The organism is Dyella sp. 2RAB6, assembly GCF_052115385.1.
Taxonomy (GTDB): Bacteria; Pseudomonadota; Gammaproteobacteria; order Xanthomonadales; family Rhodanobacteraceae; genus Dyella_D.
In genome coordinates this window covers 46,564-68,873 of sequence record NZ_JBFRGP010000006.1, presented here as the reverse complement: position 1 = coordinate 68,873, position 22,310 = coordinate 46,564, and the positions used below count along the sequence as shown (strand labels likewise).

General features: G+C 68.5%; 22 protein-coding genes. 8 read left to right on the top strand and 14 right to left on the bottom strand.

Going from position 1 to position 22,310, the window contains the following annotated elements; translation table 11 throughout:
* Window positions 1–8: 8 nt before the first annotated feature.
* The 5 genes from AB4083_RS11510 to AB4083_RS11490 form a co-directional block, all read right to left on the bottom strand.
* A complete protein-coding gene (locus tag AB4083_RS11510) occupies window positions 9–1,538 on the bottom strand; it encodes a DHA2 family efflux MFS transporter permease subunit (RefSeq protein WP_441607946.1) in 1,530 nt (509 codons plus the stop codon).
* Window positions 1,539–1,629: 91 nt separating this feature from the next.
* On the bottom strand, window positions 1,630–2,817 hold the full coding sequence (locus AB4083_RS11505; protein ID WP_441607945.1) for an efflux RND transporter periplasmic adaptor subunit: 1,188 nt from the start codon (window positions 2,815–2,817) through the stop codon (window positions 1,630–1,632).
* Window positions 2,818–2,829: 12 nt separating this feature from the next.
* Window positions 2,830–4,305, bottom strand: coding sequence for an efflux transporter outer membrane subunit (locus AB4083_RS11500; protein WP_441607944.1), 1,476 nt, complete (start codon window positions 4,303–4,305; stop codon window positions 2,830–2,832).
* Window positions 4,306–4,335: 30 nt separating this feature from the next.
* The gene (locus AB4083_RS11495) at window positions 4,336–4,764 is read right to left on the bottom strand and encodes a MarR family winged helix-turn-helix transcriptional regulator (protein WP_441607943.1); all 429 of its coding nucleotides are present in this window, start codon (window positions 4,762–4,764) and stop codon (window positions 4,336–4,338) included.
* A gap of 96 nt (window positions 4,765–4,860) precedes the next feature.
* Window positions 4,861–5,139: a hypothetical protein gene (locus tag AB4083_RS11490; protein WP_441607942.1), complete on the bottom strand. Its 279-nt coding sequence runs from the start codon at window positions 5,137–5,139 to the stop codon at window positions 4,861–4,863.
* Window positions 5,140–5,320: 181 nt separating this feature from the next.
* On the opposite strand from AB4083_RS11490, the gene AB4083_RS11485 reads away from it, so the two are divergent.
* Window positions 5,321–6,142, top strand: coding sequence for an AraC family transcriptional regulator (locus tag AB4083_RS11485; protein WP_441607941.1), 822 nt, complete (start codon window positions 5,321–5,323; stop codon window positions 6,140–6,142).
* A 7-nt stretch (window positions 6,143–6,149) separates the two neighbouring features.
* Here the strand turns inward: AB4083_RS11485 and AB4083_RS11480 are convergent, their stop codons facing one another.
* A complete protein-coding gene (locus tag AB4083_RS11480) occupies window positions 6,150–6,524 on the bottom strand; it encodes a hypothetical protein (protein WP_441607940.1) in 375 nt (124 codons plus the stop codon).
* A gap of 288 nt (window positions 6,525–6,812) precedes the next feature.
* On the opposite strand from AB4083_RS11480, the gene AB4083_RS11475 reads away from it, so the two are divergent.
* Window positions 6,813–8,399, top strand: a complete 1,587-nt coding sequence (locus AB4083_RS11475; protein ID WP_441607939.1) for an MASE1 domain-containing protein — start codon at window positions 6,813–6,815, stop codon at window positions 8,397–8,399.
* Window positions 8,400–8,470: 71 nt separating this feature from the next.
* Here AB4083_RS11475 and AB4083_RS11470 read toward each other — a convergent pair whose 3' ends face one another.
* Window positions 8,471–8,929 carry a hypothetical protein gene (locus AB4083_RS11470; protein ID WP_441607938.1) on the bottom strand — a complete coding sequence of 153 codons (459 nt, stop codon included), beginning with the start codon at window positions 8,927–8,929 and terminating at the stop codon, window positions 8,471–8,473.
* A 122-nt stretch (window positions 8,930–9,051) separates the two neighbouring features.
* On the bottom strand, window positions 9,052–11,514 hold the full coding sequence (locus AB4083_RS11465; protein ID WP_441607937.1) for a prolyl oligopeptidase family serine peptidase: 2,463 nt from the start codon (window positions 11,512–11,514) through the stop codon (window positions 9,052–9,054).
* Window positions 11,515–11,813: 299 nt separating this feature from the next.
* On the opposite strand from AB4083_RS11465, the gene AB4083_RS11460 reads away from it, so the two are divergent.
* The 4 genes from AB4083_RS11460 (at window position 11,814) to hemC (ending at window position 15,308) form a co-directional block, all read left to right on the top strand.
* Complete coding sequence (locus AB4083_RS11460) at window positions 11,814–12,479, top strand: alpha/beta hydrolase (RefSeq protein WP_441607936.1); 666 nt, start codon at window positions 11,814–11,816, stop codon at window positions 12,477–12,479.
* Window positions 12,480–12,537: 58 nt separating this feature from the next.
* On the top strand, window positions 12,538–13,611 hold the full coding sequence (locus tag AB4083_RS11455; RefSeq protein WP_441607935.1) for a sensor histidine kinase: 1,074 nt from the start codon (window positions 12,538–12,540) through the stop codon (window positions 13,609–13,611).
* Window positions 13,589–14,293 (top strand): LytR/AlgR family response regulator transcription factor, encoded by a 705-nt coding sequence (locus AB4083_RS11450; protein ID WP_441607934.1) that lies wholly within the window; start codon window positions 13,589–13,591, stop codon window positions 14,291–14,293. The genes AB4083_RS11455 and AB4083_RS11450 overlap by 23 nt, the downstream gene beginning before the upstream one ends.
* Window positions 14,294–14,387: 94 nt before the next feature.
* Window positions 14,388–15,308 (top strand): hydroxymethylbilane synthase, encoded by a 921-nt coding sequence (gene hemC, locus AB4083_RS11445; protein WP_441607933.1) that lies wholly within the window; start codon window positions 14,388–14,390, stop codon window positions 15,306–15,308.
* A gap of 53 nt (window positions 15,309–15,361) precedes the next feature.
* Here hemC and AB4083_RS11440 read toward each other — a convergent pair whose 3' ends face one another.
* Entirely contained in the window at window positions 15,362–16,195 is an 834-nt protein-coding gene (locus AB4083_RS11440) for a DUF481 domain-containing protein (RefSeq protein WP_441607932.1), read from the bottom strand.
* Between the two features lie 113 nt (window positions 16,196–16,308).
* Window positions 16,309–17,055 (bottom strand): hypothetical protein, encoded by a 747-nt coding sequence (locus AB4083_RS11435; protein ID WP_441607931.1) that lies wholly within the window; start codon window positions 17,053–17,055, stop codon window positions 16,309–16,311.
* Window positions 17,056–17,301: 246 nt separating this feature from the next.
* On the opposite strand from AB4083_RS11435, the gene AB4083_RS11430 reads away from it, so the two are divergent.
* Together AB4083_RS11430 and AB4083_RS11425 are read left to right on the top strand one after the other, a co-directional pair.
* Window positions 17,302–18,285: a helix-turn-helix transcriptional regulator gene (locus AB4083_RS11430; RefSeq protein ID WP_441607930.1), complete on the top strand. Its 984-nt coding sequence runs from the start codon at window positions 17,302–17,304 to the stop codon at window positions 18,283–18,285.
* Window positions 18,286–18,319: 34 nt separating this feature from the next.
* Window positions 18,320–19,303, top strand: coding sequence for a patatin-like phospholipase family protein (locus AB4083_RS11425; RefSeq protein WP_441607929.1), 984 nt, complete (start codon window positions 18,320–18,322; stop codon window positions 19,301–19,303).
* On the opposite strand, the gene AB4083_RS11420 is transcribed toward AB4083_RS11425, so the two are convergent.
* The 4 genes from AB4083_RS11420 to AB4083_RS11405 form a co-directional block, all read right to left on the bottom strand.
* The gene (locus tag AB4083_RS11420; protein WP_441607928.1) at window positions 19,281–19,655 is read right to left on the bottom strand and encodes a DUF488 domain-containing protein; all 375 of its coding nucleotides are present in this window, start codon (window positions 19,653–19,655) and stop codon (window positions 19,281–19,283) included. The two genes, AB4083_RS11425 and AB4083_RS11420, sit on opposite strands and share 23 nt — an antisense overlap.
* 92 nt (window positions 19,656–19,747) lie before the next feature.
* Window positions 19,748–20,464, bottom strand: coding sequence for a glycosyltransferase (locus AB4083_RS11415; protein WP_441607927.1), 717 nt, complete (start codon window positions 20,462–20,464; stop codon window positions 19,748–19,750).
* A 119-nt stretch (window positions 20,465–20,583) separates the two neighbouring features.
* The gene (locus tag AB4083_RS11410) at window positions 20,584–21,450 is read right to left on the bottom strand and encodes a ParB/RepB/Spo0J family partition protein (protein WP_441607926.1); all 867 of its coding nucleotides are present in this window, start codon (window positions 21,448–21,450) and stop codon (window positions 20,584–20,586) included.
* A gap of 2 nt (window positions 21,451–21,452) precedes the next feature.
* Window positions 21,453–22,310, bottom strand: a complete 858-nt coding sequence (locus tag AB4083_RS11405) for a ParA family protein (protein WP_441607925.1) — start codon at window positions 22,308–22,310, stop codon at window positions 21,453–21,455.

Genomic DNA, 22,310 nt, shown 5'->3' with positions numbered 1-22,310 from the left:
CGAAGCGCTCAGTGGCCGCCGCCCGCCGCGGGCCCGGCCTTGGCCGTAAACGGCGGTTTGGTCATCCAGACCACCACCACCAGGCTGACGAAGATCCAGCCCAGCACGTGGAACACCTCGTTGAAGGAGATCTGGTAAGCCTGCTGGGTGATCATCTGGTTGACCATCGCCGCGGCCGTCTGCGGATCGCCGCCCCCGAGCTGGCTGAGCGCCTGGGTCGAGGTGGGGTTGTAGGGCGTGATGTGCTCGCTCAGCTGGGCGTGGTGCACCACCGCGCGGCGGTCCCACATGAAGGTGGTCAGCGAGGCCGAGAAGCTCGCCCCCAGGGTGCGCAGGAAGGTGGCCAGGCCACCGCCCGCGGCGATCTCGTGCGGCTGCAGGTCGGACAGCAGGATGGTGGTCACCGGCATGAAGAACAGCGCCACGCCCAGGCCCTGCAGCAACTGCACGCCGGCGATGTGCATGAAGTCGATGTCCAGGAAGAAGTCCGAGCGCAGGAAGCTGGTGGTGCCCATCACCAGGAACGAGATCGATGCCACCAGGCGCAGGTCGAAGCGGGTCGAGTACTTGCCCACCGCGAAGGTCAGCAGCACCGGCAGGATGCCCAGCGGCGCGCTGGCGAAGCCCGCCCACGTCGAGGTGTAGCCCAGGTTGCGCTGCATCCACTGCGGCACCAGCAGGCCGATCGCGAAGAACGCCGCATACGCCAGTACCAGCGAGAGCGTGCCCATGCGGAAGTTGCGGTGGCGGAACAGGCGCAGGTCGACGATCGGTTCCTTGTCGGTGAGCTCCCAGATCAGGAACACCAGGATGCCCAGCACGGCGACGATGCTGGTGACCACGATGAAGGTGGAATTGAACCAGTCCTCGTCGTTGCCCTTGTCCAGCACGATCTGCAGCGCACCCACGCCGACGATCAAGGTGATCAGGCCGACGTAGTCCATCTTCGGCCGCGTGGTGACGTCCTTGCGCTCCTTCATCTGCGCGCCGATGACCATGCTGGCGAAGATGCCGATCGGCACGTTGATGAAGAAGATCCACGGCCAGGAGTAGTTGTCGGTGATCCAGCCGCCCAGGATCGGACCGGCGATCGGCGCCACCACCGTCACCATCGCCAGCAAGGCGAGCGCCATGCCGCGCTTGGCCGGTGGATAGATCGAGATCAGCAGCGCCTGCGTGACCGGATACATCGGGCCGGCCACCGCGCCCTGGATCGCGCGGAACAGGATCAGCATGCTCATGCTCTGCGCGATGCCGCACAGGAACGAGGCTAGCGAGAACAGCAGGGTCGACCACATGAACATCTTCACCTCGCCGAAGCGGCGGGTGAGGAAGCCAGTGAGCGGCAGCGAGATGGCCATGCTCACCGCAAACGAGGTGATCACCCAGGTGCTCTGGTTCACGCTCACGCCGAGGTTGCCGGCGATAGTCGGCAGCGACACGTTGGCGATGGTGGTGTCCAGCACCTGCATGAAGGTCGCCAACGACAGGCCGACCGTGGTCAGCGCCATGTTGGGGGGACGGAATTGAGTGCTCATGGGATAGGCGTGCCGGAGGGAATGGGCGTGGCGCGAGGGCGGGAGTCAGCGGCAGCGGCGGATTCCCGCGAAGGAATCCGCCGCCGGCGGCTTACTTCTGGCCCGCCATGTTGGCGTGGATGATCTGGCCGATCGCGCTGTCGGCCTGGGCCATCTGTTTGGCGTACACGTCGGTGTTGAAGGCCGGCTGGGTCGGCGCCTGCGTGGCCAGCATCGGGCCGGTCTGGTCGTGCAGGTTCACGTCCACGTTGGTGGACAGGCCGATCCGCAGCGGGTGCTCGTCAAGCTGCTTGGGATCGTCGAAGAACACGCGCACCGGCACGCGCTGCACGATCTTGATCCAGTTGCCGGTGGCGTTCTGCGCCGGCAGCAGCGAGAACGCGCTGCCGGTGCCCACGCCCAGGCTCTGCACATGGCCCTTGTAGGCGACCTTGCCGCCGTACATGTCGGCGCGGATTTCCACCGGCTGGCCGATGCGCATGTGGGTGAGCTGGGTTTCCTTGAAGTTGGCGTCGATCCACACCTGGTGCAGCGGCACCACCGCCATCAGCGGCGCGCCGGTGGCGATGCGCTGGCCCAGCTGCACCGAGCGCTTGGCGACATAGCCGTCGACCGGCGCCACGATGGTGGTGCGCAGGTTGTCCAGGTAGGCGGCGCGCAGCTTGGCGGCGGCGGACTGTACGTCCGGATGCGAGGCGACCACGGTGTCGTCGACCAGCACCTTGCTGGTCTCGAACTGCTGCTGCGCGGTGATCAGCCCGCTCTCGGCGGTGGTCAGGGTGTCCTGCGCATGCGACAGCTCCTCGGCGGAGATCGCACCGGACTTGGCCAGGTCGCGGCGGCGGTTGAAGTCGGCGCGTGCCTTGTCCACGGCTACCTTGCGCGCGGCCACGTCGGCCTGCGCACCGGAGACATTGCTGTACAGGCCGCGCACGTGGCGCACGGTGCTGGCCAGGTTGGCCTTGGCTTCGGCCAGGGCGACTTCGGTGTTGCTCGGATCGAGCTTCACCAGCACGTCGCCGGCGTGCACCAGGTCGCCGTCGTCGGCGCCGATGGTCACCACGGTGCCGGGCACCTGCGGGGTGATCTGCACCACGTTGCCGTTGACGTAGGCGTCGTCGGTGCCTTCGTACCAGCGGCCGTCGAGGAAGTACCAGGCGGTCCAGCCGGCGGCGGCGAGGATCAGCGCCACGCCGAGCAGGCGCAGCAGCAGGCCGCGGCGGCTCTTCGGGGGCTGGGGAGCGGCGTTGTCGGCCGCGAGCGGGGTTTGGCTAGACATGGCGAAAAGCCTTCAGAGAGAACGTGCGGAAGAGGAAGAAGAGGAAGCGGGTGCGTCGGCCAGCGCATGCGCGTCGGCCTGCGGGCGGAAGCCGCCGCCGAGCGCCTGGATCAGCTGCACCGACAGATCGACCTGCTGCGCCTGCAGCGCGGCCATGCGCTGCTGCGCCTGCAACAGCTGCTGGCGCACGATCAGCGCTTCGAGGTAGTTGCCGATGCCGGCCTTGTAGCGCTGGTCGGAGAGCTGCCAGGCCTGGGTGGCGGCATCGAGTGCGCGCTGCTGCGCGTCGATCTGGCGCTGCGCGGACTGCAGCGCGTTGTAGTCGTCGGACACTTCATTGGTGGCGGCGACCAGGGTCTGGTTGTACTGCGCCACCGCCAGGTCGTACTGCGCGTCCTTGCCGGTGAGGTTGGCGCGCAGGCGGCCGCCGTCGAAGATCGGCAGGCTGATCGAGGGCGCCACTTCATAGAAGCGGTTGCGCAGGCTGAACAGGTTGCCGCCGCCCAGGTTCAGCAGGCCGGCCATGGCGCCGATGCTGACGTTGGGCATGAACTCGCTTTGGGCGACCTTGATGTCCTTGCTCGCCGCCTCGACGCGCCAGCGCGCGGCGACCAGGTCGGCGCGATGGCCGATCAGGTCCACCGACAGGTTGCCGGGCACAAGCAGCGCGGTGGGCTTCAGTGCCTGCGGGCGTTCGATCTCCAGGCCGCGGTCCGGACCCTTGCCCAGCAGCACGGACAGCGCCGAGCGCGCCGCGTCGATGGAACGATCGGCCGCGGCCTGCTGCTGCTCGGCGGAGGCGACTTCGCTGTCGGCCTGCTTGAGCTGCAGCTGGTTGTCGATGCCGGCGCTGACCCGCTGGCGGGTCAGGTCGCGGGCGCGGTTGGAGCGTTCCAGTTCGGCCTTGGCCACGTCGGCTTGCGCATAGGCGTAACCGAGCTGGGTGTAGGCGCGGGCCACATGGGTCGAGAGCTGGATGCGCGCGGCCTGGCGGTCGATCTCGGCGGCGCGGGCGGCGCCCAGCGCGGCTTCCCACGCGGCGCGCTTGCCGCCCCACAGATCCAGGCCCCAGTTGAAGCTGGCGTAGCCGTACTTGGCCCAGGCGAAGTGGCCCTCCGGCGCGATCAGGCCGTCCGGCAGGCGCGCGCCGGCGATGCTGGCGCCGGCATTCACGGTCGGCCCGCGCGCCGCGTCGGCCACGCCGACGCTGGCCTGGGCCTGCTGGGCGCGCGCATCGACGGCGGCCAGGCTGGGGTTGTCGCGCAGCGCTTCGCCGATCAAGGCATCGAGCTGGCGGTCGCCCAGGGCGCTCCACCAGTCCTGCTGCGGCCAGGCCGCGGGCGAGACCTCGATGCCTTGAAGGCTGCGCTCGCTTTTGAGCGAGGACGCTTCCGCGAGCGTGCCGGACGGATGCAGGCCGCCGCTGCTGACGCAGCCGGCCAGGGCCAGGCTCAGTCCGATTGCCGCCGCCGTAATGTGCAGACGCATGGTCTTAAGTCCAGAAAGTGAAGTGGTGAATCAGTGCTTGTCGCGCAGTGCGTGAAGCACGCGCGTGAGGTAGTCGCGCAACTGTTGCCGCTCGATTTCGTCCAGCGAGCGCTGCGCGGCCTTGAGGACCCGGTCGTTGCAGTTCATCAGCTCCTGCGTCATCGCCTGGCCCTCGTCGGTCAGCTCGATGCGCAACGCGCGCCGGTCTTGCTCATGCGGGCGGCGGCGCAGGTAGCCCTTGCCTTCGAGCTGGTCGAGCTGGCGGGTCATGGCGCCGCCGTCCAGTTCGATCGAGCGGGCCAGCTCTCCGGCCGTCATCGGCCCCAGCGCGGACAGCCGCTTGAGGATCAGGAACTGGGTAAAGCGCAGGTCGATGCCCTTGGCGATCAGTTCCGCTTCCATCTTGCGGACGATTTCCGTGCGTACGGCGGCCAGCAGCGTGCCGATGCTTTCCTGCATGGGGGGGTTTGACGGATTCATAGCCGCGCATTCTATTGCCGCTCAAATATTTGTCAAGGCAAATATATGGCAAGCATATTATGCCCCTGCAATCATTCAGGCGGCCGCCAGCGGGCGCGGCCGTGCGGGTACCGCCGCGCGGCGCGCCGCCAGTTCGTCGGCGACCATGGCGGCCAGGGCCGGATCGCGGATGGCGAACAGGTCGAACACGCCCAGCGCCTGCAAGGCCGGCAGGGTGTCCAGCAGTTTCGGCTCCACCTGGCGGCGCAGGCTTTCCGGGGTGAGCGGGTCGAGCATCAATTGGGCGCTGACCACGAAACGGGTCAGCACCTCGGCGGCGTCCATCGGAATGGACGGCGAGTCATTGGGGGACATGCCGGTCTCCTTCTGGAAGGTTTCAAGTAGGACGTCCGCGGTGGCTCGGGCGTGACCGCGCGTGGCGAAGGGACGTCGCGCCCGGGGTAGGCGCAGTACATAAGGCTAGGCGCAGACCGGAATGGCCTGATATCGTCAGATAGACATTTTGTATCTAGAACCCGTCATTCGATATATCGCCATGTCCCAGACCCCGCACGGCACCATCGAACATTTCCATTGGCTGGAAAGCGCCGAAGGCCCGGATCTCATCGCCTACGTGCTCAATGGCCAGGGCGAAAACAAAGCCTTCCACACGGTGGAATCGGACTGGCACAGCCACGTGCGCGGCCAGTTCTTCTACCTGGAGAAAGGCCTGATCAGCGTGCGCACCGCCTACGGCGCCTGGACCCTGCCGCCGCATCGGGTGGGCTGGCTGCCGCCGGGCGAGCTGCATACCGTGCGGGTGGCCGAGGCGACCCAGGGCTGGGGCGTCTACGTGGCGCCCGACGCCTCGGCCGGCCTGCCAGGCCGCACCTGCGTGCTCAATGGCAACGAACTGATGCGCGCGCTGGTGCTGCGCGCGGCCACCTGGTCGCCGATGCAGGCGCTGGCGGAGGAACAGGAGCGCCTGCTCGCCGTGCTGATGGACGAAATGCGCCGCGCGCCGGAAGAACCGCTGCACCTGGTGCTGCCCAGCGATCGCCGGCTGCTGCGCATTGCCCACGCCGTGCTGGAGCATCCGGACGACGTACGCACGCTGGAAGAATGGGCCGACTGGGCCGGCCTGTCGCCGCGCACGGTCACCCGCCTGTTCCGCTACGAAACCGGCAGCAGCTTCGCGCAATGGCGCCAGCAGGCGCGGCTGGCGCGGGCGCTGGAACGGCTGGCCTCGGGTGAAGCGGTGGCCAGCGTGGCCGATGCGCTGGGCTATGCCAGTGTCAGCGCGTTCGTGGCGATGTTCCGGCGCAGCTTCGGGCTGTCGCCCGGGCGCTATTTCGATCCGCAGGCGGTGATCGCCTGAACCGGGTTCAGGGCGACGCTTTCGGCTTGCGGCCGCGGCGCGGCTTGGCATCCTTGGCCGCGATCAGCCCCTGGATGTAGCCAATACCGTCTTCTTCCGGAAAGAACGCGACCACGTCCGCCACGGACAGGCCGTAGCGCTTGCGCAGCTCCAGGAATTCCTCGCGGGCGCGCACCATCCGCGTGGTCCCGGTGGGCTTGCCTGCATCCGTTTCCTGCTGCTGATCGAGTGCGGCGAGCTCTTCCTGGAAGCGCCGGAATGCGTCTTTGGGGATGGTCATAAAGGCGGGGATGTCGACCGGAACGGCCATTGTGGCACGAGCCCCCGCCGGCCGAAGCGGCGTCCAGGCTGAAAGTTTCACGTAAGCGAAGAGGTCCGCCATATCCTCGGCGCCGCTTCGACTGCCCAATTGCGACGAGATCGGCGATATGGCGCGGCGGCTCGCAGTACAAACGGGCGTCGTTCCGGCGGACGGGAGGGTCGCGTTCCGGAGCATGAAGGGAGAGCGGAACTAAGGGTATCCACGCGGCGTCCGTTAACGTTACCGGCAGCCGTGGAATCCTTCACTATGGTTTCACGGCAACCGCTGTCCCATTCGATATTTGCTGTATCCGCAGGCGGCGGTCTTCACATTTGAAGCCGACGCTCTAACAAGCTCAGGGGAGCCAGGATGCAATCGAGAGCTGTGGAGAATCCTCTGCTACGCCATGGAGCGGCGGCGCTGTTTTATGCCTTGGGGTTCGTACTCCTGCGCCAGGTTTCTTTTTCGTACTGGGTACTGTTCGCCGGTTATCGCCTGACCGTCCTGTTGCTGGTGCCGCGGCGCTACTGGCCCGCGCTGGCCGTGGGCGAGCTCGGCCCGCTCGGCTACACCGCGTGGCTGTGCATGGACGATTTCGGCGGGACGTGGTCGGCGATCATGATGGTGCCGCCGATCGCGCTGGCGATGCCGGTGGTGCATCTGTGCCGCGAACGCTGGCAGCTGTTCCAGGGCCGGCATAACGTGCGCATCAGCATCCTGTTGCTGTGCGCGCTGGCCTGTTCGCTGGTGTGGACGCTGGCCAACCTTGCCGCGGTATCGGTGTCGATCAAGCCGGTGGGCTATCCGCCGATGGATTACCCGCTGCTGGCCGGCCGCTGGCTGATCGGCAATTACCTCGGCGTGCTGACCGTGGCGCCGCTGGCGCTGATGATTCGCGAAGTGTGGCAGCTCACCCCGGCGCATGATCGCTGGACGCGGCTGATGGACAGCCGTCTGTTCCTGGAAAGCGCGCTCGGCCTGCTGCCGGTGCTGATGCTGCTGGCCTGGATCGGCGGCGGCGGCATGGGCGAGCAGGCGCGCCAGGTGGCGCGCATGAGCATGTTCATCCCGGTGGTGTTCCTGGCCCTGCGCCATGGCTGGTACGGCGTGGCGATCGGCGGAACGATGGCCAGCACGGCGGTGGTGTTCACCATGCCAGCGGCGTTCGATCCGGGCACCATGCAGGCGGAGGTGCTGATCGCCTTCACCATCTCCACCATGATGATGTTCGGTGCGCGCATCTCGGTGCTCAACCGGCGCGACCTGCAGGAGCGCCTCGACGCGCGCCAGACGCTGGCGCTGGCCCAGCGCACGCTGTTCCTCGGCGAACTGCGCATGCGCCAGACCGCGATGGCGATCGAGCAGGTGCGCGGCAGCATCCAGCAGACCAGCAACCTGATGCTGGAGCGCCTGCGCTACACCGTGCCGACCGCGGAAGAGCGCCAGTACCGCCTGCAGACCGCGTTGAACCAGGACCAGCTGTTCCGCCTGTCCGACAATCTGCATCCGGTGAGCTGGCGCCAGCGCGGGCTGCCGGCCGCGCTGCGCGAAGGCGCCGTGGCCCGCACCCTGGAAGCAGCCGGCGTGCGCTACACCTGCGATATTGAAGGCCGCGGCCTGAGCCAGCTCTCGCCCGGCATCCATCTGGTGCTGTACCGGACCATCGGCGAGATCGCCGGCAGCCTGTGCGGCGAGCGCGACGTCAGCGGCATCCACGTACGCCTGCGCGGCGGTGCGTTCGACGGCCGCCGCTGGGTGGTGATGCGCATCGACGGCCACCGCGACGAAACTGCAGCCCGCTCCGTGCGCTGGGGTGAGCTGATGCAGGGCCTGGCCACCACCAGCACCGGGTTGGACGCGATCCGCGACCAGGTCGCGCTGTTCGAGGGCCAGGTGCGCGAGCGCCGCATCGCCCGCGGCAGCCGGATCAGCCTGATCCTGCACAACCCGGAATAAGACGGGCACCGCATGAAAAAGGGCGCGCCATCTGGCGCGCCCTTTTTATTGATCTGCTTGCCGGCCGTCGCTTACTGGGCGTGCGTGCTGCACTCCACCGGATCGTTGCAGGTGGTGGTGTCGGCGGCGAAGGCCGAATGGCCGTTGGCGAGCGGGCGGACGGTGACACGGATGTCGTTGTCGCGATACACCGTTTCACCGGTCTGGCCGGTAGCGGCCGTGGTGAGCGCCGAAGCATTCGGACCGGCCGACATGCTGTCCGCATCCGAGCCGATCGGCAGCACCAGGAACTGGCCATTGGCGGCGGCGACCGCGCCGCGCACCTTGCCGTTGAGGTCGTTGACCTGGATGTAGCGCACGCCGTCCTTGATGAACACGTAGACGTGCCAGCGCGGGCTGGAGCTGACGTCGGTGGCATTGGGCCAGGACTGGCCCAGGCCGGTGGCCGGGAACTGGCGGGCCATGGCCGAGGTGGAAATCGCGAGGGCGGCGAACAGGCCCACCCGAACCAGACTACGTGCACTCAGCATAACGGCCCTTCCTGTAGGTCCTTGGTGCGAACCGCGGCACTCTATCAGTGAAATCCGTGATGAATATGTGAGCAGTCAGGCCAAAAACACGGTCCGGCCCGACTGCCACATGAACGCACCGATCAATGCGCCGCCGCAGCTTCCTGCGTTCGCACCGGCTTGACGTAAGTGTCGAAAAGTTCGTCGATCCGACGGTATTCGTCGTACCAGGAATCGGGCTGCACGAAACCGTGCCGCTCCATCGGATACAGCGACATCCAGAACCTGTGCTTATGCAACTCGATGAAGCGCTGGTACAGCCGGATCGAATCGCTGGCCAGCACGTTGTCGTCGACCAGGCCGTGCTGGATCAGCAAGGCATCCTGCAATTTGTCGGCATATTCGATCGGCGAACTGGCCGTGTAGGCCTCCGGGTCGAGCTGCGGATCGTTGAGGATGTTCGAGGTGTATTCGTGGTTGTAGCTGGACCAATCGCTGACCGGCCGCTGCGCGGCGCCCGCGGCGAACTCGCCCGGCGCGCGCAGCAGCGCCATCAAGGTCATGAAGCCGCCATAGCTGCCGCCATAGATGCCCACGCGCTGCGGATCCACGCCGTGCTGCTTGACCAGCCAGGCCTTGCCGTCGAGCAGATCCTCCAGCTCCGGATGGCCCATCTGCCGATAGATCGCGTCGCGCCAGTCGCGGCCATAGCCTTCGGATGCGCGGTAATCCATGTCCAGCACCACATAGCCCTGCTGCACCAGCAGGTTGTGGAACATCTGCTCGCGGAAGTAGTTGGACCAGCTCAGCGTGACGTTCTGCAGATAACCGGCGCCGTGCACGAAGATCACTGCCGGCCGCGAAGCCGCCGCTGCCTCATTCGCCGGGCCGTAGTACTTGGACCAGATGGTGCCGGCGCCATGCGAAGAAGCCACGCCGACGATCTTCGGCGCGATCCAGGCGCGCTGCGCGAATGCCGGCTTCATGCTCTGGGTCAGTTCGCGCGGCGTGCCGCCGGCGGCGTCCTGCACGGCGAGCTGCGGCAGCACGTAGGGCGCCGAATGCAGTACGGCGAGCTGGCGGCCATCCGGCGAGAGCACGAAATCGTCCATGCCCTGGTACTGGGTGAGCCGCGCCAGCGCGCCGCCCTGCGCCGGCACGCGGTACACGTCGTAGCTGTACGGCGCGACCTGGTTGCCGCGCAGGTAGAACCACTGGCCGTCGTCGCTCAGCACGGGGTGGCTGAGTTCGAACTTGCCGCTGGTCAGCGCATGCGCCTTGCCGCCGGGGTTCTTGGCGTAGAGCTGGGAGTAACCGGTTTCCTCGCTCAGGTACCACAGCGTGCGGCCGTCCTTGAGCCAGCCGAAATCGTTGAAGTTCCAGTTGATCCAGGCGCGGTCGGTAAGCCGGTGCTGGTTGACCAGCGCATGCTTGTCGAAATCGACGGTGGCGATCCAGCGGTCCTTGTTGTCGATCGCGCGCAGCTGGATGGCGAGGTTGTCGCCGTCCTCGCTCCACGCGATGCCGCCGCCACCGCCGTCGTCCGCATCGGAGATGATGCGCACGGCGCGCTGCTCCGGCGCCTTCAGCGCCTTGGCTTCGTCGCCGCGGCCGGCCTTGTTCAGATCGGCGATCGCCTGGGCGCGCAGATCCTTGAGCGGATCGTCCTTGATGCCCGGCAGCACGCCGGCATCCAGCGGATAACTCTTGCGCTGCTGCAGGTCGACCAGCAGCAGCGACTGCGAGACCGGATCGCGGCGGCCGACATAGGTACGCGTGGCTTGCTGCTCGGCGTAGCCGGACTCGGTGACGTAGTGGGTAACTTCGGGCGTCTTGCCGCCCTTGTCGTCCTTGGGCTGGGTGATCGCCAGCATCCAGTGCCCGTCCGGCGACAGCTCGGTATCGACCAGCTCGCCCACGTCACCCAGCCAGATCGCGCGCGGCGCACGGCCGGGATCGGCGGCGGCCAGGGTTTCCTCGTTGGTGCGCGCGGCGTCCTTTTCCGCCTTCGCCGAGCGCAGCGCCTTGAACAGGCGCAGCTGGTCGCGGCCCAGCGCATCGGGCTGCTTGGCGCGCGGGTCCTCGCCCACGTTGAGCACGGCGGCCGGCGCGGCGATGCCGGCGGCGATGTCGTAGACGAACCACTGCTTGCCCTGGCGGTACTGCAGGCTGCGGCCGTCGCTGGAGAAATGCGGCGAGGTCTCGGTTTCCGGCGTGCGGGTGACCTGCACGCGCTTGCCGCTGCCCGCTTCGACCAGAAACACATCGCCGTGCAGCACGAAAGCCGCCTGCCGGTGCTGGCGGTCGAACACCGCCGGCCCGTCGGCCTGCGCCTGCGCTTGCGGCCCCAGCTTCTCGCTGCGCCCGCTGGCCAGGTCGATGCGGTAGCGGTCGCGCAGCTTGCTGCCGTCCTGCTTCAGCGAGTAGTACAGGCTGCGCCCGTCGACGCTCCAGTACGGCGCTTCCACGGCGGCGCCGATCCAGTCCGGGCTGGCCATGATGGTCTCGAGGTCGAGCGCGCCGGTGGAGGTTGCGGCCGGCGTGTCGGCGAACAGGGCGGGGCTGGCCGCCAGGGCGGCGAGGCCCGCGAGAATCATCCGGCGCATGCGCGCGCTCCACTGCAAAAACGCCGGAGCATAACCAAGACAGGCCCGCCCGCAAGCGCCATGGGTCCTGTATCCGGCCGGAGATGGCGCAACTAGGCTGCTGCAGCCGAGCCCCACCCGCACCGCCAGGAGGCACCATGCGTCAGCCGCACCGCCCGCATCCCCAGCCGCGGCGGGCGGTTTTGCATGCGCTGGCCGCCGCGTCCGTTCCGCGTAAGCGATTGCGTGCATCGTGCGTTTGATGGCTCCCCGGCCGTCGGGATCGCTCCGCCCCCTCCCCCCTGCGTAAGTCCCCCTGCATGTCCCTGCCTACCGTCGAGCACGAAACCGCCACCCGGCTGACCCATAGCGTGATCTGGCTGCACGGCCTGGGCGCGGACGGCCATGACTTCGAACCGATCGTGCCCGAGCTGGTGGCGCAGGAATGGCCCGGCCTGCGCTTCGTGTTCCCGCATGCGCCGGTGCGTCCGGTCACCTTGAACGGCGGCATGCCGATGCGCGCCTGGTACGACATCGCCGGCGTGGATCTCACCTCGCGCCAGGACGAGACCGGCATGCGCGCCTCGATCGAGGCGGTGCAGAAGCTGATCGCGCGCGAGAACGAGCGCGGCGTGCCGGACGAACGCATCGTGCTGGCCGGTTTCTCGCAGGGCGGCGCCATCGCGCTGGCCGGCGGCCTGCGCCATCCGCGGCGGCTGGCCGGCATCGTCGCGCTGTCCACGTACCTGCCGATGCAGTCTTCGTTCGAAGCCGAGCGCAGCGCCGCCAATGCCGCCACGCCGATCTTCTGGGGCCACGGCACCGCCGACCCGATCGTGCCGCTGACCCGCGGCGTGCAGTCGCGCGACGTGCTGCAGGGCCTGGGCTATGCGGTGGAATGGCATACCTATGCCATGCCGCATTCGGTATGCGCCGAGGAGATCGCCCACCTGCGCACCTGGATGGGCCAGCGCCTCACCGGCTGAGCATTCCCCGGCGCCAGGACACGGCCCGGGCCGGTGCGCTTGGGCATACTGTGCGTCGATGCGCCTACCCGCCACGCCACGCCTGACCAACGCCGGTCTCGAACCGAGCCCGCTGCCGGATTTCTGCAGCGCGCCGGCGCTGTTCGCGCTGCTGGTGGTGGCCGCGCTCACCGTCACGGTGATGCTGCTGGCACCGGAAAGCAGCCGCGGCTGGCGCGGCTACAGCGTGGGCATGCTGTTCGCCGAATGGATCGCCATGTTCACCGGCGTGGCGCTGTGCAAGCTGCGGCCCGCGCTGGGCCGGCTGCACGGCCTGCTGCCGTATGCGGCGGTGTGGCTGATCATGCTGCTGATCGTGGCGCTCACCAGCGTGCTGGCCGCGTGGATGGACGGCGCCCTGCACATGGGCCTGATCCGCGGCGACGACGCCTTCGAATTCGTGCGCGACAACAGCACCATCGCCGCCCTGCTGGGCGCAGCGATGCTGCGCTACTTCTACGTGCTGGCACAGTGGCAGGCGCGCCTGGCCGCGGTGGCCCGCGCCCAGGTCGAAGCCTTGCAGGCGCGCATCCGGCCGCACTTCCTGTTCAACAGCATGAATACCGTGGCCGCGCTGATCCGGGTCGACCCGCGCGCGGCCGAGCGCACGGTGGAAGACCTCTCCGAATTGTTCCGCGCCGCGCTCGGCCGGCACGACACGCGCGACGGCACGCTGGAGGAGGAACTCGGGCTGATCGAGCGCTACCTCGCCATCGAGCAGCTGCGCCTGGGGCCGCGCCTGCGCATCCGGCGCGAACTGGACACGCTGCCCGGCGCGTTCCCGCTGCCGCATCTGCTGCTGCAGCCGCTGGTGGAGAATGCCGTGCGCCACGGCATCCAGCCGCTGCGCGAAGGCGGCGAGGTGATCCTGCGCGGGCGGCGCCTGGAGCGCGCGATCGAAATCGAGATCGACAATCCCTTGCCTGCGACACCCGCCAGCGGCGGCAACGGCCATGGCCTGGCCAACGTGCGCCAGCGCGTGGCCTATCGTTATGGCCCGCGCGCCGAAGTGGACGCCGGGCCGCTCGGCGAGCGCTTCGTGGTGCGCCTGCTGCTACCGGATGACAACGATGCGCGTATTGATCGCCGATGACGAACCGCTGGCGCGGGCCCGCCTCGCCGCGCTGCTCGACGAATGCGGCGAAGCGGTGGAAATCGCCGGCAGCGTCGGCGACGGCGACGCGGCGCTGGCAGCGATCGCCGAGACCCAGCCGGACCTGCTGCTGCTGGACATCAACATGCCTGGCCTCGACGGCGTCACCCTGGCCAGCCGGCTCGCCGGCAAGGAACGCCCACAAGTCGTGTTCTGCACCGCCTACGAGAACCACGCGCTGCAGGCCTTCGAGCTGGGCGCGGTCGACTACCTGCTGAAGCCGGTGCGGCTGGAGCGCCTGCGCGAAGCGGTGCAGCGCGCGCGGCAGCGGCTGGCCGCATTGCCGCGCGAGACCAGTTACCTGTTCGGCCGCCTGCGCGGCGAGCAGGTGCGCATCGCGCTGGACGAAGTGGTGTGCCTGCTGGCCGAGGAGAAGTACGTGGTGGTGCAGCATCGCGGCGGCCAGCTGCTGCTGGAGGAATCGCTGCGCCAGCTCGAAGAGGCCTACCCAGACCAGCTGATCCGCCTGCATCGCAACTGCCTGGTGCCGCCGCAGCGCCTGCTCGGGCTGAAGACGCTGGGCGACGGGCGCGTGCTGGCCCGGCTGGGCGGTACCGAGCTGATGCCCGAGGTGAGCCGGCGCAATCTGCCGGCGGTGCGCAAGCTGCTGCGGATGAGCTAGCCAGCTGCGACGACGCGGCCCGTGCAGCAGCCTGCGGGGACAGGCGGTTTACGCGACAATGGCGCCCCTTCCGCCCGGGCATAAGAAATTTCCCATGACGCCATCCATCCTGCGCATCGCCACCCGCAAGAGCGCGCTCGCCCTGTGGCAGGCCGAGCATGTGGCGGCGGAACTGCGCGCCGCGCATCCGGGCCTGACGGTGGAACTGCTGCCGATGACCACCAGCGGCGACGAGATCCAGGACCGCGCGCTGGCCACGGTCGGCGGCAAGGGCCTGTTCCTCAAGGAACTGGAAATCGCCATGCAGGAAGGGCGCGCAGACCTGGCGGTGCATTCGCTCAAGGACGTGCCGTCCGTGCTGGAACCCGGCTTCACGCTGCCGGCGGTGCTGCCGCGCGCGGACGCAGCGGACGCCTTCATCAGCAACGACTACGCCGATCTCGCCGCGCTGCCGCTGGGCGCGCGCGTGGGCACGTCCGCGCTGCGGCGCAAGGCGCTGCTGCGCGCGCTGCGGCCGGACCTGAACCTGCTCGACCTGCGCGGCAACGTGGGTACGCGCCTGGGCAAGCTGGACGCGGGCCACTACGACGCGATCGTGCTGGCCTGCGCCGGCCTGGAGCGTCTGGGCCTGGCCGAGCGCATCCGCAGCCGCCTGGCCGCGCCGGACTGGCTGCCCGCTCCGGGCCAGGCCGCCATCGCCATCGAGGCGCGCAGCGACCAGCCCGCCACGCTGGCGCTGCTGGCGGTGCTCAACGATCCGCATACGCGCATCGCGGTGGACGCCGAGCGGGCGATGAACCATGCCTTCGGCGGCAGCTGCACCGTACCGGTGGGCGCCTGGTGCGTGGTCACCGAACGCGGCCTGCACCTGAGCGGCGTGGTCGGCGACGTCTCCAGCGGCCGCCTGCTGCGCGCCGAAGCCGAGGGCGGCAGCGACGAAGCCGAGGCGCTGGGCCAGCGCGTGGCCGAGGCCTTGTTCGCGCAGGGCGCGGCAGCTTTGCTGGGCGGCCACTGAAATGAAACGGCCCCGCCGGAGCGGGGCCGTGGCAAGCGCGATCCGCTGACGGCTTAGAAGTTGTAGACCAGGTTGGTCGTCATCAGCGTGTCGGTGTTCTTGGTGCCCGGCTGCACGTCGCTGTTGTAGCGCACCTGGTAACCCACCTTCAGCGCCATCTTCTTGGTCATGCTGACCGAGAGACCGATGTCGTTCTGGTAGTACTGGTTCTTCGAACCCGCTTCCAGCAGCAGCGTGTCTTCCACCGCCGTGTTGGCGGTCAGCCGGTACTTGTAGTTGACCAGGCCGCGGCCGACCGCTTCGCTCTGCGTGTCCTGGCGCTGCTTCACGCCCACGCCGTCGACCTGCACGGTGCGGTCGGTCGGGCGGTAGCGCTTGTAACCGGGGCCGGCTTCGAACGACAGCTCGGTGCGGTCGGTCTTCAGCGCGATGTAGCCGTAGCCGATCGAGACGATGCCCTGCCAGATATTGGCGCCGAAGTCGTCGTGCTCGTAGCGCAGCGCGCCCACGATGTAGCTGCGCGGATCGAGCTTGTAGCCCACCGAGGCGCCGGTGTCGTAGCGGTTGGCGGTGGTGCTGAAGCGGTCGATGGTGTTGCCGGCGTTGTCCTGCACCTGGACTTCGCCCTTCGAGCGCATGCCGTTGAGGAAGAAGTTGTTCTTCCACAGCTCGTTTTCCTGGTTCAGGCCGAGCTTGGCGTTGACGTTTTCGGTGCGCGAGTTGCCGTGCGCGGAGGCGAAACCGAATTCGCCGGAGCCGCTCCAGCCGCCATTGGCGCCCGGATTGCTGTTGCTCGCCGGGTCGGCGGGAGGCGCCGCATCCTGGGCGTAGGCGGTGAGGCTGACCAGGCTGGCCAGCAGGGCACTGGTGATTAGGGCTGTTCTCATCGGGGGAGATCCGTCTTGTTTGTTAAGCGATTGTAATCAAAGAAACCTTAGCGGAGCGGCTTGAACTCGCTGTGAATACGCCGGCATCAGATGCGAACGGCGTCGAAAAAGCCTCATATCAGCCGAGTTGTGCCGCCATCGTGCGAAGCCTGCGGGCCGCACAAACGAGCTTCAACGCTTTGGCCGACCATGCAGCTGACCGCAGCCAGCAACAGCAGCAGTCCATGAGGCTCCTGCCGTTGGGCCAGCACGATCAGTCCGGGAATCAAGTAGACCAGCGCCAGGAACAGCAGCCGGCCGGGCCAGGTGCGCGCGCCGCCGTCCCGCCACCAGGCGATCAGGCCGACCAGCAGCGCCAGCGACTGCAGCGCGAAGATCCACGACACCGAATGCAGCGGCTCGTCGCCGTCCTGCGCCGCCAGGCACAGCCACAGCCAGAGGCCGCCGGCATAGCTGGCCGAAACGAGGCGGGCAAAGATCCGGGCCCGCCCTTCCTGGGCCCGCTCGGACAGCGCATCGATCAGGCAGGCCAGGCTGCCGATCGCCAGCGCGGCCGCGGCCAGGCGGGTGGCCCAGAACAGGTTGTCGCCGCGCACCAGCCCGGCCACGCCCAGCATCGGCAGATAGGCCGCCAGGGCCAGCATGGCCTTGGCCGTGGGCCGGCTGCCGCGCCCGAAGCGCCAGCCCAGCCATTCCGGCGCCAGCGGCAGGCGCAGCGCGGCGGCCAGCGGGGCGAGGCTGACCAGGACGGCGCCCAGGGTCAGCGGCACCAGCGCATCGCCACGCCCGGCCGGATACAGGCCCAGCGCCAGCGTCGTGCCGAGCAACAGCCATAGCCCGTAGCCGCTGCTCGCCAGCACCCGCAGAACCCTGGTCGGCAGGCTCCGGGACGGCGCAGCAACGGTGTCTTGCTCGGATGTGCGGTGGGGGAACGTGGGGTCGCCGGGCATCTCGGCTCGCTCTGCATCCTCGGATGGGCCAGGGAGCTTTCGGAGTCTAGGCGATTTCACGCGCCGATGGGTGGCGCACATGTCAGACTCTGCGTACTTGCGACCGCCACGGGCGATGCGCATGCTAGGCGAATCTACGCGTCATCTTCCTGGGCCATGGACCGCTACGAGCGCATTCTCACCCTGCACCGGCTGCTGAAGTCGGCGCACTATCCAGTTCCGCTCCCCCGCCTGATGGACGAGCTGGAGTGCTCGCGCGCGACGCTTTATCGCGACGTGGCCTTCCTGCGCGACGCCCTGGGCGCCCCGATCGAAAGCGCCGGCGGCGAACACGCTGCCTTCCGCTACGCGGCTGGCGAAGGCGAGCGCTTCGAACTGCCGGGCCTGTGGCTCACCTCCGACGAACTCGCCGCGCTGCTGGCGCTGAACGAGCTGATCGGCCGCAGCGGACCGGGCGTGCTGGCCGGTGCGCTGGCGCCGTTCAAGGCGCGCATCGAGCATCTGCTGTCCGACCAGGGCAGCGGCAAGGCGCTGCCGATCGAGCGCATCCGCGTGATCGCCTGGGGCGAGCGCAAGCTCGACCAGCAGGTGTTCCGCATCGTCGCCGGCGCCGTGCTGGAGCGGAAGCAGCTGCGCTTCCGCTATCGGGCGCGCACCACCAATGCCGACAGCAAGCGCACCGTCTCACCGCAGCGCCTGACCCACTACCGCGACAACTGGTACCTGGACGTGTGGGACCACGACCGCGAGGCGCTGCGCAGCTTCGCGGTGGACCGCATCGCCGAGCCGCTGGCGCTGGATACCTCCGCGCGCGACGTGGCCGAGACCGAACTCAATGACATGCTCGCCTCCAGCTACGGCATCTTCGCCGGCAAGCCGAAGGCCTGGGCCACCATCCGCTTCTCCCAGCACGCCGCGCGCTGGGTGGCGGACGAGCACTGGCACTCGCAGCAGAAGGGCATGTGGCTGCCCGACGGCCGCTACGAACTGCAGGTGCCGTATTCCAACTCCAAGGAGTTGCTGATGGACGTGCTCAAGTACGGCCCGGATGCCGAAGTGGTCGCGCCGCTGTCGTTGCGCGAGGAAATGAAGATCCAGCTCCAGCTCGCCCTGGGCGGCTACCAGCAGGCGCCGCGCTGAACACGCCGCGGCCAGGCGCTTTCGTCGGGTCCCCATGAGCAGTTCGCTTCCCGTCGAGGCCGCCCCCGCGGCCGCGCGCAAGCCCACCGTGGCGCTGGCGCTGGGCGCGGGCGGTGCGAAAGGGCTGGCGCATATCGGCGCGATCGAAGAGATCGAGCGGCACGGCTATCAGATCGTCGCCATCGCCGGCACCTCGATGGGCGCGCTGATCGGCGGCGTCTACGCGATGGGCAAGCTCGACGCCTACCGCGACTGGGTCTCGGCGCTGGCCAAGATGGACGTGCTCAAGCTGGTCGACTGGACCTTCTCCGGCGGCGGCCTGATCAAGGGCGAACGCATCATCGGCACCTTGCGCGAGCTGATCGGCGACGCGCAGATCGAGGACCTGCCGCTGGCCTACACCGCGGTGGCCACCGACATGGATCGCGAACGCGAAGTGTGGCTGGCGCGCGGCTCGCTGTTCGATGCGATCCGCGCTTCCATCGCGATTCCCACCGTGTTCCGGCCGCAGTTGCTCGGCGGGCGGCGGCTGGTCGACGGCGGTTTGCTCAATCCGGTGCCGGTGACGCCGCTGATCCGCGAGACGGCGGACTACATGTTCGCGGTGAGCCTGGATGGTGCGATCGAGTCCGCCAAACCCGAGGTCGCCCACGAGCACGCGATCGAAGCGCAGAACGGCTACCGCCACCGCATCGGCGAATTCATCGGCCGGCTGATGCCGCATGGCGAGGCGAAAGCGACCGAAGCGGTGCGTCCGCGCGATCCGGGCATGCTCGACCTGCTGGCGCAGTCGATGGACCTGATGCAGGCCAACCTGGCGCGGTTGCGGCTGGCGGCGTACGCGCCGGACCTGCTGATCCAGCTACCGCGCAATATCTCCATGGCCTACGAGTTCTACCGCGCGCGCGAATTGATCGAGCTGGGCCGCGAGCGCGCCAACGCGGTGCTGACCGATTGGAAGCCGCCGCATCATCGCTTCGTCGGCGACGGCGGCCTCAATGGGGACCGTGCCCCTTGATCCAGGCCTCGAGATAGGCCTTCAGCGCCACCGCATTGTTGTGTTCCTCGTCCTTGGCGCCGTAGACCAGGGTCACCCGCCGGTGCGCCGCTTCGCGTACCAGCTCGCGCCAGTGCTCGGTGCGGGTCTTGCCGTCCAGCTCGGTGGCGTAGCGGTGGCGGAAGGTGTCCCAGCGCGAGGGATCGTGGCCGAACCAGCGGCGCAGCGAGACCGAGGGCGCCAGTTCCTTGGCCCACATGTCCAGCGCGGCATCGTCCTTGTTCAGGCCGCGCGGCCATAAGCGATCGACCAGCACGCGCTTGCCGTCGTTCTTGGCGGTGGGCTCGTAGACGCGCTTGATGGCGATGCTCATGGCCATGCCCCGGGCGGAGGGAACCGGTCCACGAGCATACGCCGCTGCGGCGCGCAGAACACGCCCGGGCGCACGAATGGAAACGCTACCGCTTAGAGTTCTTCGACGCGGGTGACCTTGCCACGGCGCATCAGCCAGGCCACGCCGCGCAGGTCGGCGATGCCCACCCACAGGCGATCGAGCATGCCGTACTTGGAGGTGCCCGCGGTGCGCGGACGATGGCCCACCGGCACGCTCTGGCTCTGGAACCCGGCGCGCTTGACCAGCGCCGGCAGGTAGCGATGCATGTGGTCGAAGTAGGGCAGGCGCAGGAACACTTCGCGCTCGAACAGCTTCAGGCCGCAACCGGTATCCGGCGTGGCGTCGCGCAGCATGCGCGAGCGCACCGCGTTGGCGATCTTGGACGAGATGCGCTTGTTGAAGCTATCGCGGCGGGTGGTGCGCCAGCCGGCGAGCAGGCGCACGTCTTCGGTCGCTCCGTCGCGCGCGGCCAGCAGCTTGGGGATGTCGGCCGGATCGTTCTGGCCGTCGCCGTCGAGCGTGGCGATCCACGGCGAACGCGCCGCGCGCACGCCGTTCCACACCGCGGTGCTCTGCCCGCTGCGGGTGAGGTGGCGCACGATGCGCAGCTCGGGATATTTGGCCTTCTCGGCCGCCAGCACCGCCACGCTGTCGTCGCTGGAGTCGTCGTCCACGTAGACGATCTCGAACTCGACCTTGCCGCGCAGGGCGGCGGCGATTTCGGCGAGCAGCGGCGGGATGTTGTCGCGCTCGTTGAACACCGGCACGACCACGGACAGTTGCGGCATGAGAGGCAGCCTTTAGCTCTTGCGGGAAGGAGGGCGCAGGGCGCCCCGGGGGCGCATTCTAGTGCGTAGGGGGACGGGCCGCGAGCCAAGCCGGCGCGCGGCGGCCGGCCCGGCGTCCCTCAGCGGATCTTGCCCAGGATCCCTTCCAGCTCGTCGTTGCTGTGGTAGTGGATCACCAGCTTGCCGCGGCCGCCGCGGCCATGGGCCACTTCCACGCGGGTGGCGAAGCGCTCGGCGAGCTCGCGCTCCAGCGCGTCGACGTTCGGATCGCGCGCGGTGGCGCTCTTGGCCTTGCCCTTGGGCGCGGTCTGCGCGCGGCGCGCGGCTTCTTCCAGCTCGCGCACGCTCCAGCCGCGGCGCGCGGCCTCCAGCGCCAGGGCTTCGGCATCGCGCTCGGGCAGGGTCAGCAGGCAGCGGGCGTGGCCCATCTCCAGCTTGCTCTCGTCGAGCAGGCGCTTGATGGAATTGGGCAGCTCGGTGAGGCGCAGCAGGTTCGATACCGCGGCGCGCGAGCGGCCGACGGCCTCGGCAGCCTGCTGGTGGGTGAGGTCGAAGTCGTCGATCAGGCGCTTGAGCGCGTCGGCTTCTTCCAGCGGGGTGAGGTCCTGGCGCTGGATGTTCTCGATCAGCGCCATCGCCGGCACGGCCACTTCGGGCACGTCCTTCACCAGCGCTGGCAGGTCGCTCAGCTGCGCGCGCTGCGCGGCGCGCCAGCGGCGTTCGCCGGCGATCAGCTCGTAGCTGTTCTTGCCGATCTCGCGCACCACCACCGGCTGGATCAGGCCCTGCGCCTTGATCGACGCGGCCAGCTCATCCAGCGCCTCGTCGTTCCAGTGCCGGCGCGGCTGGTACTTGCCGGGCTGGATGTACTGGATCGGCAGCATGCGCAGCTCGCCTTCCTGCTCGATCACCGAGGGTGCGTCATCGCCGCCGCCAAGCAGGGCATCGAGCCCGCGTCCGAGGCCTCGTTTCTTCGCTGCGGCCATGCTTACTCCTGGTGAATGCCGGCGGCGGCATCGACTGCCGCCTCGCCGCTGTCGTCGTGCGGCGGCGGGGCCGCTTCGGCGGCGGCGCCTGCCGCGAGGCCGCGTTCGCGCCGGATGATCTCGCCGGCCAGGCCGATATAGGCGATGGCGCCGCGCGAGCTGCGGTCGTAGAGATGGATCGGCTGGCCATGGCTGGGCGCCTCGGCCAGGCGCACGTTGCGCGGGATGATCGAGCGCAGCACCTTGTCGCCGAAATGCGTGGTGAGCTGCGCCGAGACTTCGTTGCCGAGGTTGTTGCGCACGTCGTACATGGTGCGCAGCAGGCCTTCGATTTCCAGCTGCGGATTCAGGCGCTGGCGCACCGCCTTCACCGTCTCCAGCAGGCTCGACAGGCCTTCCAGCGCGAAATATTCACACTGCACCGGAATCAGCAGCCCGTCCGCCGCGGTCAGCGCGTTGAGCGTGAGCAGGTGCAAGGTCGGCGGGCAGTCGATCAGGATGGTGTGGTACTTGTCGGCGATCTTGGCGAGCTGCTCCTTGAGCCGCATCTCGCGCGCGATCGCGTCCATCAGTTTCAATTCGGCGGCGGTGAGGTCGCCGTTGCCGGGCAGCAGGTCGTAATGCGCCTCGGTGGCGACGATGGCCCGCTCGATCGGCGCTTCGTCCAGCAGCACCTCGCAGCCGTTGGGCTTGGCCACGCGCTTGTCCACGCCGGACGCCATGGTGGCGTTGCCCTGCGGATCGAGATCGACCAGCAGTACCTTGCGCTTGGCGGCGGCGAGCGCCGCGGCAAGGTTGACGGCGGTGGTGGTCTTGCCGACGCCGCCCTTCTGGTTGGCGACAGCGATGATGCGAGCCAT